The sequence below is a fragment of the Amycolatopsis sp. CA-230715 genome (assembly GCF_018736145.1).
GTDB lineage: Bacteria > Actinomycetota > Actinomycetes > Mycobacteriales > Pseudonocardiaceae > Amycolatopsis.
In genome coordinates this window covers 10,334,310-10,349,838 of record NZ_CP059997.1, presented here as the reverse complement: position 1 = coordinate 10,349,838, position 15,529 = coordinate 10,334,310, and the positions used below count along the sequence as shown (strand labels likewise).

General features: G+C 71.1%; 18 protein-coding genes. 5 read left to right on the top strand and 13 right to left on the bottom strand.

Annotated elements, in window-relative coordinates; genetic code table 11:
- Window positions 1-10 precede the first annotated feature (10 nt).
- Entirely contained in the window at window positions 11-229 is a 219-nt protein-coding gene (locus tag HUW46_RS48005; protein ID WP_215545262.1) for a hypothetical protein, read from the top strand.
- Here HUW46_RS48005 and HUW46_RS48000 read toward each other — a convergent pair.
- The 6 genes from HUW46_RS48000 to HUW46_RS47980 all read right to left on the bottom strand — a co-directional run bounded on the left by HUW46_RS48000 (window position 226) and on the right by HUW46_RS47980 (window position 5,716).
- Window positions 226-1,137: an alpha/beta hydrolase gene (locus HUW46_RS48000; protein WP_215545261.1), complete on the bottom strand. Its 912-nt coding sequence runs from the start codon at window positions 1,135-1,137 to the stop codon at window positions 226-228. The two genes, HUW46_RS48005 and HUW46_RS48000, sit on opposite strands and share 4 nt — an antisense overlap.
- A 60-nt stretch (window positions 1,138-1,197) precedes the next feature.
- Entirely contained in the window at window positions 1,198-1,911 is a 714-nt protein-coding gene (locus tag HUW46_RS47995; protein WP_215545260.1) for a glycosyltransferase, read from the bottom strand.
- Window positions 1,908-3,194: a bifunctional PIG-L family deacetylase/class I SAM-dependent methyltransferase gene (locus HUW46_RS48720; RefSeq protein WP_254125640.1), complete on the bottom strand. Its 1,287-nt coding sequence runs from the start codon at window positions 3,192-3,194 to the stop codon at window positions 1,908-1,910. The genes HUW46_RS47995 and HUW46_RS48720 overlap by 4 nt, the downstream gene beginning before the upstream one ends.
- A complete protein-coding gene (locus HUW46_RS48715; protein WP_254125638.1) occupies window positions 3,191-4,135 on the bottom strand; it encodes an acyl-CoA dehydrogenase family protein in 945 nt (314 codons plus the stop codon). Before HUW46_RS48715 ends, HUW46_RS48720 begins: the two co-directional genes overlap by 4 nt.
- Window positions 4,136-4,217: 82 nt before the next feature.
- Window positions 4,218-4,454, bottom strand: a complete 237-nt coding sequence (gene mbp1 / locus HUW46_RS47985) for a microaggregate-binding protein 1 (protein ID WP_215545259.1) — start codon at window positions 4,452-4,454, stop codon at window positions 4,218-4,220.
- Window positions 4,455-4,537: 83 nt separating this feature from the next.
- Window positions 4,538-5,716, bottom strand: a complete 1,179-nt coding sequence (locus tag HUW46_RS47980; protein WP_215545258.1) for an NAD(P)/FAD-dependent oxidoreductase — start codon at window positions 5,714-5,716, stop codon at window positions 4,538-4,540.
- Between the two features lie 258 nt (window positions 5,717-5,974).
- Between HUW46_RS47980 and HUW46_RS47975 the strand changes: the two genes are divergently transcribed.
- The 3 genes from HUW46_RS47975 to ctaD all read left to right on the top strand — a co-directional run bounded on the left by HUW46_RS47975 (window position 5,975) and on the right by ctaD (window position 8,650).
- On the top strand, window positions 5,975-6,355 hold the full coding sequence (locus HUW46_RS47975) for an STAS domain-containing protein (protein WP_215545257.1): 381 nt from the start codon (window positions 5,975-5,977) through the stop codon (window positions 6,353-6,355).
- Window positions 6,356-6,402: 47 nt separating this feature from the next.
- The gene (locus HUW46_RS47970; protein WP_215545256.1) at window positions 6,403-6,849 is read left to right on the top strand and encodes a hypothetical protein; all 447 of its coding nucleotides are present in this window, start codon (window positions 6,403-6,405) and stop codon (window positions 6,847-6,849) included.
- A gap of 64 nt (window positions 6,850-6,913) precedes the next feature.
- Window positions 6,914-8,650 (top strand): aa3-type cytochrome oxidase subunit I, encoded by a 1,737-nt coding sequence (gene ctaD, locus HUW46_RS47965; RefSeq protein WP_215545255.1) that lies wholly within the window; start codon window positions 6,914-6,916, stop codon window positions 8,648-8,650.
- Here the strand turns inward: ctaD and HUW46_RS47960 are convergent.
- The 7 genes from HUW46_RS47960 to HUW46_RS47930 all read right to left on the bottom strand — a co-directional run bounded on the left by HUW46_RS47960 (window position 8,642) and on the right by HUW46_RS47930 (window position 14,794).
- Window positions 8,642-9,070: a hypothetical protein gene (locus HUW46_RS47960; RefSeq protein WP_215545254.1), complete on the bottom strand. Its 429-nt coding sequence runs from the start codon at window positions 9,068-9,070 to the stop codon at window positions 8,642-8,644. The genes ctaD and HUW46_RS47960 overlap by 9 nt on opposite strands.
- Window positions 9,071-9,102: 32 nt before the next feature.
- The gene (locus HUW46_RS47955) at window positions 9,103-9,414 is read right to left on the bottom strand and encodes a DUF3618 domain-containing protein (protein ID WP_215545253.1); all 312 of its coding nucleotides are present in this window, start codon (window positions 9,412-9,414) and stop codon (window positions 9,103-9,105) included.
- Complete coding sequence (locus tag HUW46_RS47950; protein ID WP_215545252.1) at window positions 9,411-9,824, bottom strand: phage holin family protein; 414 nt, start codon at window positions 9,822-9,824, stop codon at window positions 9,411-9,413. Before HUW46_RS47950 ends, HUW46_RS47955 begins: the two co-directional genes overlap by 4 nt.
- 92 nt (window positions 9,825-9,916) lie before the next feature.
- On the bottom strand, window positions 9,917-11,587 hold the full coding sequence (locus HUW46_RS47945) for an amidohydrolase (protein ID WP_215545251.1): 1,671 nt from the start codon (window positions 11,585-11,587) through the stop codon (window positions 9,917-9,919).
- The gene (locus tag HUW46_RS47940) at window positions 11,584-12,927 is read right to left on the bottom strand and encodes a carboxylesterase/lipase family protein (RefSeq protein ID WP_215545250.1); all 1,344 of its coding nucleotides are present in this window, start codon (window positions 12,925-12,927) and stop codon (window positions 11,584-11,586) included. Before HUW46_RS47940 ends, HUW46_RS47945 begins: the two co-directional genes overlap by 4 nt.
- A gap of 192 nt (window positions 12,928-13,119) precedes the next feature.
- Window positions 13,120-13,872 (bottom strand): maleate cis-trans isomerase family protein, encoded by a 753-nt coding sequence (locus HUW46_RS47935; protein ID WP_254125636.1) that lies wholly within the window; start codon window positions 13,870-13,872, stop codon window positions 13,120-13,122.
- 82 nt (window positions 13,873-13,954) lie between these two features.
- On the bottom strand, window positions 13,955-14,794 hold the full coding sequence (locus HUW46_RS47930) for an alpha/beta fold hydrolase (RefSeq protein ID WP_215545249.1): 840 nt from the start codon (window positions 14,792-14,794) through the stop codon (window positions 13,955-13,957).
- A 436-nt stretch (window positions 14,795-15,230) separates the two neighbouring features.
- Between HUW46_RS47930 and HUW46_RS47925 the strand changes: the two genes are divergently transcribed.
- Window positions 15,231-15,506 (top strand): gas vesicle protein GvpO, encoded by a 276-nt coding sequence (locus HUW46_RS47925; protein WP_215545248.1) that lies wholly within the window; start codon window positions 15,231-15,233, stop codon window positions 15,504-15,506.
- Window positions 15,507-15,529 lie beyond the last annotated feature (23 nt).

The following is a 15,529-nucleotide window of genomic DNA, read 5'->3' as shown; positions in this document are numbered from 1 at the left end:
GGGAGCCGCGATGTCCGGGACGTCGGTGGTCCGCACCGGGTGGATCGGGGCGGAGCGGTGCAGCGGCATCGTGCCCGCCGAAGGCCAGCGCCTGTACGCTCTCCCCGAGCAGGACAGCTACAGCTACGAACTCGCGAACCTGTTCATCCGTGCCGGCAGCGAACGCGAAATGATCGAGAAGTACGAGAACTGCGTTGCGGCGCTTCGGTTCGAGTTCGACGAGCGCTAACGGGCGGCGGGCGGGCGGCGCAGGATCCGTTCGAGGTGGTTCAGCTCCGTGCGGCCTTCCGGGATGTCGTGCATGACCCAGTTGTGGAACATCCCGCGCCGCTCGCGGTAGTCGATGTCGATCCCGGCGTCGGTGGCCCGCTGGGCGAACCGCCGCGCGTCGGGGAGCAGCACGTCGCGCGCGCCGATGAACAGGCTGAACGGTCCGAGCCCGGTCAGGTCGGCGTAGAGCGGGCTGATGTGCGGATCATGCGGGTCGGCGCCCTCGGCGTACATGCGGCCCGCTTCGCGAAGGCCGGTGATGCCGAGCATCGGGTCGTAATCGTCGAGCAGCACCGAAAGCGGGTCGTCGAGCAGGACGTCGAGCCACGGCGAGATCAGCACCAGGCGTTCCGGCTGGGGCTTGCCCTCGTCGCGGAGCTTCTGCACGAGCGCGAGAGCGAGCGACGCGCCGGCCGAGTCGCCGGACACCACCTGCCGTTCCGGCGGTGTGGCATCGACGACGCGCGCGTAGGCGGCTTCGACCACCGGCAGGATCGTCGTGTGGCTGTACCGCGGGACGAGCGGGTAGATCGGGAGGGTCACGGTGCAGCCGAGGCGGCGGACCAGCTCCGCGCCGAACCGCCAGTGGTGCTTTTCGATCTGTTTGACGAACCCGCCGCCGTGCAGGTGCAGGACGTGCGGCCCGTCGGCTGGCCCGTTCTTCGGCCGGAGCGTGTAGCAGGGGAACCCGTCGACGTCCCGGACCTCGATCGAACACCGGCGGCGGATCTCGCGCGGCGGCTTCGCCTTCGACGCCCGCTGGTGCCGGTGCACCGTGCGGTGGAGGGTGTTCGCGTCGTCGTAGAACCGCTTCTGCCCGCTCATCCGCAGCGACGCGATGAACGCCTTCGCCTGCCAGCTGACCATGTCGGCTCCTTCCTTCGCTGCCCGGGAATACCCGGCTTCGCGTCCCCTTAACTCGGGTGCTCAGGCCTTGGACAGTCCGTGGAGCAGCGTCGCGAGCCCCGCGGGCGCTCGCCCGGACAGCCGTGAGCTGGTCGCCACGCGGGCGCGATCGTCGTAGCAGCGCCGGAACCCCGCTCGCCCCAGCCGGTTCCACAGGTCGTGGTCTTCGCCGGTGGGCAGTGCGGCGAACCCGCCGACCGCCGCGTAGGCGTCGGCTCGCACGCCGAGGTTCGCGCCGTAGACGTTCCCGTGGCCATCGGGCCCGAGTGCGTCTTCGAGCAGGGACTGGTACCGGCAGCGCGCGAGCGGCCGCAACGCCGACGGGGTCAGGAGTTCCGCCGACCCGGCGATCGCGTGGTGCCCTTCTTCGGCCCTGGCCAGGTGCTCGCACGCCCACGCGGGATCGACGGTGCTGTCCGCGTCCGTGTTGAGCACCAGGATCTCGGCTGGCCGGTGCCCGGCCAGCGGGGACAGGCACCGCCGGACGCCCAGCGCGCGGACCTCGCCGATGGTCCGGTCGCGGTCGGTGCGGCAGACCAGGCCGGGGGCCCAGCCGCCGAACGCGGCCGCGGCGGTGGCCGCGGTGTCGTCGGTGCACCGATCGGCGACGAGGCACACCGCGCGGTTCAGCCGCGCGGGCAGGCGCCGCAGGGCGTGCGCGATGGCGTCGAGGCAAGCGCCGACCGTTCCGACCTCGTCCCGCGCGGGGACGACGACGCCGACGGCGCCGATCACCGGCGCCTCAGCACGTGCAGGAGGAACTCCTCGTCGTCGTGCGCGACCAGTGGCTCGAAGGCGGGGTGCGCGAGCAGGCGGTGGTGCGCGTCGGCACCGTCACGGGGAGCTTCGGGCGCCCACGGCTTCCAGTGCACGGCCAGCACGTGCCCGTCGCGGCGCAGCGCTCCGGCGGTGCGGTCGAGGGTCTCCGCGAGATCGTCGTCGTCGAGGTAGTACAGGATTTCGCTGTGCACCACCAGATCCGCCTCCTCCGCGACGAGCGCGCCCGGCAACGCGGCGGTCCCGATCTCGACGTGGGGCAGGTCCGTGGTGGCCCTCCGCGCGGCCTCGGCGGCGCTGTGCACGGGATCGGACGCGCGCAGGCGGTCGCAGCGCGCGGCCAGTTCCCTGGTGAAGGTGCCGTTGCCGCAGGCCGGTTCGAGCGCGGTGCCGTAGCGCTCCCGAGGCAGCGCGGCGAGCGCCAGCGCGCGCTTGCGCCGTTCGTACCAGCGCGACCGCACCTGCCACGGGTCGGGCGAACCGCGGTACAGCTCGGTGAAGCGGGCGTGGGACGCCGACCGGCGGGGCGGCTCGCGGAAGAAGATTTCGTGCCAGCCCCGGAAGTGGTCGAGCACCCCGGGCGGCAGGATCGGGTCCTCGCCACCGGGACCGGGACCGGTCTGCGAGGCGAACGCGTCGATCGCGGTGGCCTTCGCGGCACGCTCCCGATCGGACAGTGCGTGGGAAAAGCAGCGTTGCCAAGGGATTCCGGGGTCGCCGGGATCGTACCGGTGCCACATCCAGATCGGGTACGACCAGCACTGCGCGGTTTCCGGCGCGGCGCGCAGTACGGCGAGCCCGGTCGCGCGGTGGTCGGGGTGCGGGTCGCCAGGCCACGGGGCCAGGCACAGCTCGCTGCTCGCGAGCAGGTCGCCCAGTGCGTCGGCGAGCGCGCCGGGGCAGCGGTGCAGGCCCGAGTCCGGCAACCCGAGCCACACCGGCTCGACGGTCGCGAGTCCTTGCCCGGCAAGCGATTTCCGCAGCTCTTCGCGACGGGTCGCGGCGAGCATCCGGCGTTCCCGGTCGCCGGAGGCCGGGAACGCCGCCTCGCCGTCCGTCGCCACGACGAGCGCGACCTCGGTGCCGCCCGCGTGCAGCCGCTGGGCGAGGCCGCCCGCGCCGAGGGTCTCGTCGTCGGGATGCGCGGCGACCAGCGTCACGCGCGCGATTCCGCTCACGTTCAAGGGTCGAAGGCGCTGCGCGGCCAAGGTTTCCGCCCACGTTCTGTCCGTTGTGGTCACCGCTTCGCTCCATTGAGGACGGTGCGCCCCAGCGCGGCGAGGTCGCGTTCGGCGTGGTGCTGGCGGACGTAGACCAGGAGATCGGCGAGGCGCTGGGCGAAGTCCCGGTCGCGGCACAGCGGGGTGGGCCCGGTGACCTTCGGTGCGCGGTCGAGCACGTCGGTCGCGACCCGCTCGACGGCGGCGCGGCAGGTGGCGGCCGTCCGCGGCGGGTCGGGGTCGGTGCCCTCGTCGATCGCGCCTGCCGCCTGCCGCAGCAACGCCTCCGCGGCCCGCGTCCCGGCGTGCATCGCGCCGAGGTGGGCCACCTGGTGGTCGTCGACGTGGTCGCGGGCGCGCAAGAAGGCGGTCACGTAGCCGACGACGCCGTCGCAGCCGCCGAGCCACACGGCCGCCACGCCGCAGCCGCCGTGCGCGAAACCGGGCCGGGCCACGTACCACGCGGGAGCACCGACGATCTCGCCCGGAGCGACGGCGAGCCCGTGGAAGGTCACGTCGGCGCTGTCGGAGGCGGCCATGCCGATCGCCTGCCAGCTCTCGTCGTCGCGGGTGATGCCGTCGCGCGCGAGGTCCACTTCGACGAGCCGGTCGCCCGCCGCGACCAGTGCGCGGTCGAGCAGATGGGCACCGGAGCAGAACCGGACCGTGCCCGACAGCAGGCCGTTTTCGAGCCGCGCGCCGGTGCCACTCGACTTCGCCGCCCAGACGCCGTAGAGCGCGCCGGGCACGGGCCGCCGTCCGGCCTCGGCGAGCACGGCGAGCGCGTCGGTGTGCCCTTCGGCGAGCCGGGCCAGCGCGAGATCGCGGCCGCCGAGCCCGGCCAGCGCGGACCAGCGCTCGGCCGTGCGCCCGCCGCCGGGCAGCGGGAGGTCGAGCGCGCCGTCGGCGGCCAGCCGCCGGAGTTCGGCCGCCACGGCCGGGGTTTCGAGCAGACTGGTCACGGCACGCGCTCCTCATCGTCGGAAGTGGACAGTCGGAAAAGGACGGTGCCGGTGGACTGTCCACCGGCACCGCCGCGGCACGCTACTGTTCCCGGCGTTCGCGAGCCTCGCGCTCGTCCGCCTTGGCCCTGGCGCGTTCCGCGTCGGCTTCCTTTTCGGCGATCTTCTGCTGCGCGGTGGCCTTTTCCTGCTGCGCCTTGCCTTCCCGCTCCATGGAGTCGTTTCCGGCGAACGTGCCCGCGGTCTCCTTGACCTTGCCCTTGATGTCCTCGACGGCGCCCTTGAAGCCTTCGGCGGACGTGTCCCTGCGGTCAGTCATGTGCACCTCTCTGGGCGTGAACGATGGGGTCCGGCCGTGAATGCGGCCTTCGCAACGGGAGTACCCGGGATCGGGCGGTGTAATCACGGCACGGGCGCGCCGGTTTCCACCATTCCCGCGCCCTTTTCGTAGTCCTCGTCGGCTTCGTGGGTGAGGACGCCGACGGTCACTCCGTTCTGCCCGTACCAGACCGTGAACGACGAGTCGTCGTCGTGCCGGGTCATCCTCGCTTCGTCGAAACCGTCACCCCACGCCGCGTACTTGAGCACGCGATCCCCGATCACGGACCAGAAACCGGGTGCGTTCCGCCACGTCCGGTCCTCGCCCGCGGCATTGGCGCCCGCGATTTCGCCCATGGTTTCGGCTTCGCCCCAGTGCTCGACGGGAAGGCGCCGCCTCGCGGCCGCATTGCGCGCGAGAGCGACGTCCCCGGCCGCGTACACCCCGTCGACGCCGGTGCGCAGCCGCTCGTCGGTGACGACGCGGCCTTGCTCGACGGCGAGTCCCGCCTTCTCCGCGAGCGCGGCCCGCGGGGAGATCCCGGTGGCCAGCAGGATCAGGTCGGCGTCCAGCACCGGCACGAGATCGGTGCGCACCCGGTGCCCCGCCTCGATGCCGAGCAACTTCGTCCCCGTCAGCACGCTGACCCCTTCGGATTTGAGCCAGCGAAGGATTTCCGCGCCCGCCGCGGCGCCGAGCCGGTCGTGCTGCGGCACCGGTTCCGGGCACACCACGGTGACCTGCGGCCCGAGCCTGCTCAGGGACACCGCCGCTTCGCAGCCGATGAACCCGGCCCCGACGACGAGCGCGCTGCGGCGACCACGGGCGGCCGCGCGTAGCTCCCGCGCGCTTCCGGCGGAACGAAGGGTGCGTACGTCCGCGTGTTCCGCGCCAGGCAAGGGCGGCCGTTTCGGTTCGGCACCGGTCGCGAGCAGACATCGGCTGTAGGACACGGTTTCCCCGGACGCGGTCGTGACGGTCCGGGCGCCGGTGTCCCACGCCGTGACGGGATCGTCCAGCGTGACGTCGATCCGCTGCCGCCGGTAGAAGGAACGATCTTCGAGCGGGAGTTCCCCGTCATCCGCTTCGCCGCGCAGGAATTCCTTCGAGAGGGGAGGCCGCGCGTAGGGGAGTTCCCCGTCGGCGGTGAGCATGCGGACTTCGTCCTCCCCGCCTGCTTCCCGGTACGCGCGCGCCGCCGACAACGCGGCGGGGCCACTGCCGATGACGACGAAGCGGGTGTCGGTACTGGTGGCTGCCATGGCGAGCGGCTACCCGGAAACCGGGAGGGATAAGCCGCGGCGAAGCCGGGTATGCCCGTTCCGGACCCGGCCGCCGCGGTGACCGGGCGCCATCCTCGCGCGTCGGCGGTCACACGGGCGAGGGGTTGTGACCTTTTCGGGATCTCGTTAGCCTGAAGGCCGGTTCAGTCAGCAGCCGACCGCGAAAGCGGATGGCGATGCACCCTGGCACCGGCGCCGTTCGCTTCGCGGACACGTCGAGCCGAAAGGGTAGTTCCGATGGCACCACGCCCCCCTCTCGAGCTGTTGCGGATCGTGTCCAAGCCCGCTGGTGACGGCGTGGCGGAGATCGCTCTGACGGGTGAGATCGACCTGTCGACCACACCCCAGCTCGATGCTTCCCTCAACGAGGCTTTCAGCCCGCCCAAGCCGAAGCTCGTCTTGCTGGACATGAGCGGTGTCCAGTTCCTGGCCAGCGCGGGCATGGCCAGCCTGCTGCGCGCGCGGGACCAGGCGCGGTGCGACGGCGTGCTGCTTCGCCTCTGCGCGCTGCAGCAGCCGGTGCGCCGCTCGCTCTCGCTCATCGGCCTCGACCACGAACTCGTCATCCGCGAGTCCGTGGAGGTCGCCAGGCAGGACTGGGTCGGCGAGGTCAGCTGACCGGCGGCACCGGGCATGACACCGGTGGCGACGGGTACTCCGGCTCCGTGCATGACGACGACGCGCCGCGGATCAGCGGCGGACTCCGATACCTGCTCCGTCACGACCTGCTCGACACGCTCGGCGACCTCATCTGCGCGCTGGTCGCGGACGAGGGCGAGCGCGCCAGGGCGGTATTCGCCGCGGTGTTCGCCGAACTGGTCGACGATGCCGCGGCGGTGCTCGAACGGACGGTCGGGGCCGCGGGGCCGGACGAGGCGTACTTCGCCGAGATCCACGACGGGAACGGCGATCGGGTCGAGGTGGACGAGCTGACACCCGCCGTGCGAGCGGGTGTGCGCGCGATGCTCGCGACCCTCGCCGGGCGCGGTGACGACGCCGCGGTGCAACTCGGTCTCGCCGCGGGCGCCCCCGATCCAGCGGACAGGGCGAACGCGGTGGTGTGCCTGCTCTTCTGCGCCGACGGCCAGTTCTCGGTGGCCAGCGCCGACTGAGCGGCGCGGGTGTGAACCCGCGGGGGAACGGGTACTCGCGCTCGTCCACCGCGGAAGGACGCCGATGACCGAGACACGACACCCCGAGCCGATACTGGCGAACCGGCACGCCGAGCCGATGCGGTTCCGGAAGGGATCGCTGCTGCTGAAGCTGGTGCGCACCACCGACCACAAGCAGATCGGCCTGCTGTACCTGACCACTTCGCTGGGCTTCTTCGTGGTCGGGGGCGCGATGGCGCTGCTCATGCGCGGCGAGCTGGCCAGGCCGGGGCTCCAGTTCCTGTCGCAGGAGCAGTACAACCAGCTGTTCACCATGCACGGCACGATCATGCTGCTGCTCTACGCCACCCCGAACCTGTTCGGGTTCGCCAACTTCGTGCTGCCGCTGCAGATCGGTTCGCCGGACGTCGCGTTCCCCCGGCTGAACGCGTTCTCGTACTGGCTCTACCTGTTCGGCGGCCTGCTCGTGCTCAGCTCGTTCGTCACCCCGGCCGGCGCGCCGGACTTCGGCTGGACCGCCTACACCCCGCTTTCGGACGCGGTGCACTCGCCGGGTATCGGCGCCGACCTGTGGGTGATGGGCCTGATCATCTCCGGGCTCGGCACGATCCTCGGCGCGGTCAACATGATCACCACGATCCTCTGCCTGCGCGGGCCCGGCGTCACGATGTGGCGGATGCCGATCTTCACCTGGAACATCCTGTTCACCAGCGTGCTGGTGCTGGCCGCGTTCCCGATCCTGACCGCCGCGCTGTTCGGGCTCGCCGCGGACCGGCACCTCGGCGCGCACGTGTTCGACCCCGCCAACGGCGGCGCGATCCTGTGGCAGCACCTGTTCTGGTTCTTCGGCCACCCCGAGGTCTACATCGTGGCGCTGCCGTACTTCGGCATCGTCACCGAGATCATCCCGGTGTTCAGCCGCAAACCGCTGTTCGGCTACCGCCTGATGGTGTGGGCCACGGCGGGCATCACCGCGTTGTCGTTCGTGGTGTGGGCGCACCACATGTTCGCGACCGGCGCGGTGCTGCTGCCGTTCTTCTCCTTGGCCACTTTCCTGATCGCGGTGCCGACCGGGATCAAGTTCTTCAACTGGATCGGCACCATGTGGCGCGGCACGCTGACCTTCGAAACGCCGATGCTGTGGGCGGTCGGGTTCCTCGTCACCTTCCTGCTCGGCGGCCTCACCGGGGTCCTGCTCGCCGCGCCCGCGCTCGACTTCCACGTGCACGACACGTACTTCGTGGTGGCGCACTTCCACTACGTGCTGTTCGGCACGATCGTGTTCGCCACCTTCGCCGGGATCTACTTCTGGTTCCCGAAGATGACCGGCAGGATGCTCGACGAGGCGTGGGGCAAGTGGCACTTCTGGACCACGTTCCTCGGTTTCCACCTGACGTTCCTGGTGCAGCATTGGCTCGGCGCCGAGGGCATGCCCCGCCGGTACGCGGATTACCTGTCCAGCGACGGGTTCACCGTGCTCAACACCGTTTCGACGATCGGATCGTTCGTACTCGGCGCGTCGTTCCTGCCCTTCGCCTACAACGTGGTGCGCAGTTACCGGTACGGCGACCGCGTGACGGTCGACGACCCGTGGGGCTACGGGAACTCGCTGGAGTGGGCGACGACCTGCCCGCCACCGCGGCACAACTTCACCGAACTGCCGAGGGTCCGCTCGGAGCGGCCCGCGTTCGCGCTGCACCACCCGGAGATGGCGGACCGGATGGCGCGGGAAGGGGAAATCACCTTCCTCGGTAAGGAAAAGCGGTCCTCGGCCGAAACCGAGGACCAGTCGTCATCGTGACCTGGCGACGGACCGCAGCGCGCGGCACAGCACCTGCGGTTCGGCGGCGGTCACGGTCAGGCTGGGGTGCTTGACGAGCCCGAGCGGGTCGATGCCGCGCACCGGTTCGTGGAAGGTCACGCACACGCCGAGCAGCGTGCTGGAGCCGAACGTGAGCCCGCGATCGACGAGCGACAGGCGCGGCCCGAGCGCTTTCAGCGGTGAGAACGGGCCTGCCACGGCGGCATCGCGGATGTTGCGGAGCGGTGTGGTGACGCACCACGGGCCGAACCGCGCGTGGAAGCCGTCGGTGGTGGCGTGCACGACCGAAGTGGACGGACGGACGCCGAACGCGGCCAGCAGCCGCTGGTAGCGGGGGTCGAACACGAAGCCGAGGGTCAGGCCGTGCTCTTCGATCAGGTCCGCGGCGGGGATCTCCATGACACCCGGGTACCCCGCCGCGGATCTGCCAATCAGGCGTTCCGGTGCCGCGCCTTCCGGCGCGCCACGAGGCGGATCGCGACGAGCAGCGCCAGCAGCGCGGCGAACACCGGTGCCGGGTTCGCCCGTACCGCGTCGGCGCCGTGGCGCACCTTCCCGGCCGCGGGGTCCGGCACCGCGTCCACGAGCTTGTCGGTCGCCTTGTCCAGCTTGTCGTCGACGGTCTCGTGCACCCGCGAGGGCACGTCGAGCTTGTGCGCCAACGCTTCCACGGTCTCGCCGAGTTCCTGCCTGGTCGCGTCCCGGTCGACGCGCACGTCCTTTTCGTTGTGTGGCTCGGTCACCTGTGCACCTTGTCCTTCACGGTCTCGACATCGGCCTTCACGCCGTCGATCGCCTCCTCCGGCACCGGCGGCGTGGCGCGCCGGACGCGGCCGCGGCCGATCAGCGCGGCGGCGGCCGCCACCAGCAGCAACGCGGCGCCGACGAGAACGGCGGCGAGCCAGCCGTCCACCACCAGCGCCAGCGCGAGCACCGCGGCGGCGACGAGCGTGCCGCCACCGAACAGCGCCAGCACACTCGCCGCGCCGAACATCCCGGCACCCAGGCCCATCCGCTTGCCCTTGCGGCGCAGTTCGGCGGTCGCGAGCCGCAGTTCGTCGCGCACCAGCCGTTTCGTCTGCTCGGACAGGTCGGTCACCAGTTCGGACACCGGCTTGTCCGCCGGGTCCGTCCTGTGCACCTCTTCGATCACGGTTCACCTCCCGGTGTGGGTACCGCCCGGTTACCCCCGTCCCCGCCGGGCTAACCGGCGCCGCGGGTACCACCCGATCACGGACATCCTGTTCAGATCTCATGCACGACCGCTCCGCCGAGCACGGTCGAGATCACGCGCGTCCGGCGGATCTCGTCGACCGGGCAGTCGAGGATGTCCCGATCCAGCACGACGAAGTCGGCCAGCTTGCCGGTCTCGATCGAGCCGATCTTCCCCGGCGAGCCCAGCACCGCGGCACCGCCCGCGGTGTAGGCCCGGATGGCCTCCTCACGGGTAACGGTCTTCGCCGGGGTCAGCAGGCTGCGACCGCTCCGAGCGTCGATCCGCCGAAGGGCGGCCCACAGCTGGAACATCGGGTCGTAATGCGCGCCGTCGCTGGCCAGCGCGATCGGCACGCCGGCGTCGATCCACCAGCGCAACGGGCTGACATGCTCCCAGAGGTCGCCGGGAAGCCGCTTGACGTAGACCTCCTCACCCCGGGCGTAGTCGACCCCGGCGCAGACCTGCGCGGCGAACCCCATCGCCGCGAGCCGCCCGATCTGCTCCCTGGTGGCGTGGTGGAAGTGTTGCGCCACCCATCGCCGTCCGGTGAGCGGGGTCTCCCGGTGCACCGCTTCGAGCGCGTCGACGGCGATGCCGCACCCCGCGTCGCCGCTGGCCACGACGTTCAGCCGCAGGTTGTGTCGCACGGCGAGGCGGCCGAGGTCCGCAAGATCCACTGTGGACAGTCGTGACGAGCCGTTGCCCAGCTCGCCGTCGGTGCCGAGGTAAGGCCGGCTCATCGCCGACCGCCCGAAGTGCGTCGGGCCATCCAAGGAAACGGTCACGCCGACGACCTTGAGCAGATCGTCGCCGGAGCCTTCACCGGCCGCGTCCGTCAGGGACGACAGCCACGTCCCCATGTCGACGTCGGGCCTGCCCACCGGCACCTCGTAGGTGGCCACGACCCGGCACGCCAGCCGTCCGGCGTCCCGAAGCGCGCGCAGGTCGGCGGTGAAGGTGTTCCCGTGCCCCTCGTAGACGCTGGTCACCCCGACGGCGATGTTCTCGGTGAGCGCGCGGGCGATCGCGTCGCGCGTGGTCCGCCCCGGTGTGCCCGGCAGCAGCGACATCAGCCTGCCGAACAACCGGCTCGGGTTGTAGAAGGTCAGCCCGTGGATCACACCGGTGGGCTCGCCGGCGGCGTCCCGGACGATGCGCACGCCAGGCTCCTCCGGTGTGTCTCGGGTGACGCCGAGCCGGGTGAGCGCCGCGCTGTTGAACACCGACGGGTGCGGCCAGTAGGCGGACGTGGGAACGCACACCGGGTTGTCCGCGGCCACCGCGTCGAGATCGTCGCGCGTCGGCCAGCGCCCCTCGGCCAGCCCTTCCGGCAGGCCGAAGAAGTCCGGCGGTTCACCGATCGGCGAAGTCACGATCCACGCACCCGGATTCGCGTGCGCCGCGGCCTCGCCGATCCGCGCGACGATGTCCGCGACCGACACGGCATCCGCCAGTGACGGTTCGGCCGCGTCGCCGATCCCGCGATACACCGAATGCGCGTGGGCATCGACGAACCCGGGTAGCACCATCTGCCCGCCGAGGTCGACGACTCTGGCACCCGCGCCGGCGAGCTCGGAGACTTCGTCGTTTCCGCCGACCGCGGTGAAGACGCCGTCGCGTACCGCAAATGCCGCGGCGAGAGAGAATTCGCGGTCGACGGTGACGACCTTTCCGTTGGTGTACACGGTTTCGATGCTCATCGTTGTCCTTTCTGGACAGTTGGAGTGGTGGACAGGTGCAGCACGGCGGCTTCCCCCGGCCGGTAGGCGGGCCAGTCGGGAATCGCCTCGTGGCAAGGATTTCCATGGCGGGCGAGGGCGATCCACGTCGGCTGCACGAGGTCGGTGACGGCGACGAGGGTGCTCGGGCCGGCGCCGGCGAGCATCGGCGCGTCCGCCCAGGCGCGTGGATTGCCCAGCACGAAGGGCAGCTCGATGCAGTGGCAGGCGCCGAACGGGCTGCCGGCCGGGCTCCAGTCGAACTGGTACACCCACGCCGGGTTACCGTGCTCGGCCAACAGCTCGGCGAACCGGATCATGGGCGCGCGAAACAGTGATTCGGTGACCGCGGCGCCGCGGTCACCGCCGGGGTGGAAGGCGCCCGCCTCGTCCCTGGTCGTACCGATGATGACCGGGATGCCGTCCGCGCCGCGGCCACCGACCTCCTCGACGGGGTCGGCTGCGACCGTCGAGGTATCCGCGACCAGCTGGAACGGGGGTTCCGGCCCCAGCAGCGGCGCGTTCCGGCGGGTGACTTCCCGCTGCGCGTCGAGCAGGTCCTCAACGGGCACAGCTCGAAGCTTGCCTGCCTCGTCGCGGCGCAGACCCAGGACGCTCAGCAGTTCGGCGGTCCGGGTCTCGGCCACCTCCGTGGTCTGCGGCCGCATCCCGGCGGGCGTGCTCTGCAAGATCGCGCGGTGGAACAGGCCACGCCCGGTGGTGCCGGACAGCATGGCGAGGATGGAGAGCGCGCCACCGGACTGGCCGGCGACGGTCACCGCGCCCGGATCGCCGTGGAAAGCGGCGATGTTGTCCCGCACCCAGCGCAGTGCCTGGATCTGATCGCGCACACCGAGATTGCCTTCGTCCAGGTACGAGAAACCCAGTGCGCCCAAGCGGTAGTTGGTGGTGACCACCACGATGTCACCGCGACGGGCCAGCTCGGCACCCCGATACCACTCCAGCCCGCCCGACCCGGTGGTGAACCCGCCGCCGTGCAGGAAGACCAGCACCGGCCTCGGCGGGCCGTCCGGCTCCGGCGTCCACACGTTGAGGGTGAGGCAGTCCTCGGACTGCTCCAGCGTGCGGTCTCCGAGCACGTGCGCCAACCGGGACGGCCCTTGCGACGCAGCAGGCCCAGGTCGCGCCGCGTCACGGACTCCCGGCCACGGCAGCGGCGGCTCGGGAGGGCGGAACCGCGCCGGGCCGACCGGCGGGGCCGCGAACGGCACCCCGAAAAAGGCGGCCGCACCCGCCTGCCGGCAGCCACGGAGAACGCCCTCGACGACCCTCACCCGCGGTGGTTCGCTTGTCGTGTCCATGCCCGCGAGCTTCGCAAGGAGAGGGGGAATCCGATGGGGTCGCGTGGAATACTCGCGGATACCGAACGCGGCGACCGTTGTCGTGGCGGATCCACTCACATCGTGAGGATGTGGACACCGGGATTCGCCGCCCTGCCACCGCACGAGCGAGCGCCGAGCGCCGCGGTGAAAACTCCCTCGGCTGGTTTCCCCTCAGCCCGCGGAGAACAGCGTGCCCGTGCCCGCGCCGCGCGGGGTGCGCCCGAGCAGCCGCAGCGCGTGCCAGAGGGTGACCTGGGTGGCCGTCAGCACCGGTTTTCCGGCCAGTGTTTCGAATTCGTCGATCAGGTCGGCGGTGTGCAGCGCGGTTTCCGGGACGAGGACCGCTTCCGCGTCGGCGGCGTCCCCGTCGGCCACGAGGTCCAGCAGCCTGGCGCGGTCCCAGGTGGCCAGCTCGCGGTCCGACGACGCGTCCATCGCCACGTGGTGCACCGTGGAAACGCCCGCCGCGGCGAGGAAATCGACGAACGCCGCGGTGACTTCGGTGCCGTAGACCGAGCCGAGGCCGATCCGGGTGACACCGAGCGCCCGCGCCGCGGCGGCGAATGCCAGCGAGGTACTGCTGGCGGGGATGCCCAGCAGCTCGGAGAGCACCGTGGCCTGGTGCCGTGCGCCGTCGAGGCCCCACAGGAAACTGCAACTCGTGCAGGCCCAGCTCACGACCTGCGGCTCGAACCCGGCGAGCTGGCCGGCGGCCGCGGTGAGCCTGCCGGGCTCGCCGACTTCCCGGAGCGCGTCCAGTTTGCCCCGCGCGTCCAGCTCGGGGAGGCGGTTCACCGACTCGCCCCACTCGGTGTAGGCGAAGCGAACCGTGATCTCCGGGTCGAGCAGCCGCGCGAACGCGAGGAAATCGTCCTCGCCGCAGTCACGGGTCGGGTAGAGCAGGCCGATTCGCAGTGTCCTCACCTCCGGCAGGCACCTCCCGCCGGAGGGCGCGTCGGGGTCATGGTGCCTCGCTCGCGCCCGCGGCGGTGGAGCGGGTGCCGTCCTAAAAGGAACCGAGCCAGTTCCCGAGCACCGCCGCGACTTCGGCGGGCGCGTCCTCGGTCAGGAAGTGCCCGGCTCCGGGGATGATCGTGCGCCGGGCGCCGGGGATGAGATCGGCCAGCCTGGTCGCCGTGCCCGACGGCAGCCACTGGTCGTGTTCGCCCCAGATCACGTGGGTGGGCACGGTGATCTCGCCGAGCGCTTCGACGACTTCGACGGTGTCTTCTTCGGTGAAGTGGGCGATCTGATCGAGCCAGCGCCGCTGTCCCGGCGGCCCGGCGAACCGGTCGAGGTAGGCGGCGCGCGCGGATTCGCTCAACCCGAGATGGGTGGCGGTGTTCAGGTGCGCCGCGATGATCCCGCCGATGGCGTGCGAGGGCATGGTCCGGTAGACCTCGGGGTGCCGTTGCACGTGCTGCACCAGCGGGGTCACCCACGGGGACAGGACGGCGGCGTCGAGCACGGCGATCGAGCGCGCCGGGACCCGCTCGATCAGATGGGCGCGCAGGACCGCGCCGCCGCCGATGTCGTGGCCGACCAGCGCCGGCGCGTCCAGCTCCCAGTGGTCGACGAGTTCGGCCAGCGTCCGCGCGTGCAGCGCGATCGAGGCGCTCTTGCCGTCGGCGAGGCGGGAATCTCCGTAACCCGGCAGGTCCCACAGGTGCACGGTGTGCTTTTCGGCCAGCGGCGCGGCGATCTCGCGCCACAGGTACGACCAGGACGGGGTGCCGTGCACGAGCACCACCGGCGGTCCGGCGCCCAGCACCTCCGTGGCGATCTCACCGGCGCTGGTGCGGACCCGGTCTCGCAGGCCCCACGGGCGTGTCAGTTCGGCGGTCACGGTTGCCGTCTCTCCTTCGTAAGGTGTCAAGTGAGGTTTCGCCGGTTACCGTAGTCGATGCCGGTAAGGAGTACAAGTTGGGTTAAAGCATTACGGTCCGAGTGTCTGCCCTCTGCTGCGGCGAACGGGGGTACCGGGCCTGGTCCGGGTGGCGTCTTTTCGGCTGCGCGATTTCGCGAATCCTGATCAGGATTGTCGAGGGAAATACTCGCTCCTACTTTTCGGTAGCGCGTCCCGATTCCGGTGCCTTCCGGTCCGTCAATGGGGGACGAAAGTGTTGTGGCAGAAGGAAGCCCGTGAGGCAGTGCGCGAACGGTTCCGGTACTGGCCGAGCTGTCGTGAAATGATCGAGAATTCGACGATCCGGCTCCGCGGCGGGTGCGGTGCTCGATTCCGGGCCAGGTTTGGGCGGCGTGCCGCGGTGCTAACCCCCGCCATGAGCGGAGACGCCCGCAGGAAACCGACCACCGCCGAGCTGATCCGCGGTGCGCGCCAAGAGTTCGAAGAGATCGCCGGGCTGGAGATCGAGTCTGTGTCCGCGTTCGCCAAGACCGAGCACGGCTGGGAAATGCACGCCGAGGTCGTCGAACTGGCTCGCATCCCGGACACCACGAGCGTGCTGGCCACCTACGCGGTGCGCCTCGAACCGGACGGCGCGTTCGCCGGGTACGAGCGGTTGCGCCGCTACGGGCGCGGTCAGCTCGACCGGTGACGCGCACGGACAAGCGAAAGGAG

What these genes read in the sequence shown, in the direction of transcription:
- ctaD (WP_215545255.1), top strand. Translation starts at nt 6,914, where the DNA reads ATGACCGAGACACGACACCCCGAGCCGATACTGGCGAACCGGCACGCC.
- HUW46_RS48000 (WP_215545261.1), bottom strand. Translation starts at nt 1,137, where the DNA reads ATGGTCAGCTGGCAGGCGAAGGCGTTCATCGCGTCGCTGCGGATGAGC.
- HUW46_RS47980 (WP_215545258.1), bottom strand. Translation starts at nt 5,716, where the DNA reads ATGGCAGCCACCAGTACCGACACCCGCTTCGTCGTCATCGGCAGTGGC.
- HUW46_RS47945 (WP_215545251.1), bottom strand. Translation starts at nt 11,587, where the DNA reads ATGAGCATCGAAACCGTGTACACCAACGGAAAGGTCGTCACCGTCGAC.
- HUW46_RS47960 (WP_215545254.1), bottom strand. Translation starts at nt 9,070, where the DNA reads ATGGAGATCCCCGCCGCGGACCTGATCGAAGAGCACGGCCTGACCCTC.
- mbp1 (WP_215545259.1), bottom strand. Translation starts at nt 4,454, where the DNA reads ATGACTGACCGCAGGGACACGTCCGCCGAAGGCTTCAAGGGCGCCGTC.
- HUW46_RS47925 (WP_215545248.1), top strand. Translation starts at nt 15,231, where the DNA reads ATGAGCGGAGACGCCCGCAGGAAACCGACCACCGCCGAGCTGATCCGC.
- HUW46_RS47975 (WP_215545257.1), top strand. Translation starts at nt 5,975, where the DNA reads ATGGCACCACGCCCCCCTCTCGAGCTGTTGCGGATCGTGTCCAAGCCC.
- HUW46_RS47940 (WP_215545250.1), bottom strand. Translation starts at nt 12,927, where the DNA reads ATGGACACGACAAGCGAACCACCGCGGGTGAGGGTCGTCGAGGGCGTT.
- HUW46_RS48005 (WP_215545262.1), top strand. Translation starts at nt 11, where the DNA reads ATGTCCGGGACGTCGGTGGTCCGCACCGGGTGGATCGGGGCGGAGCGG.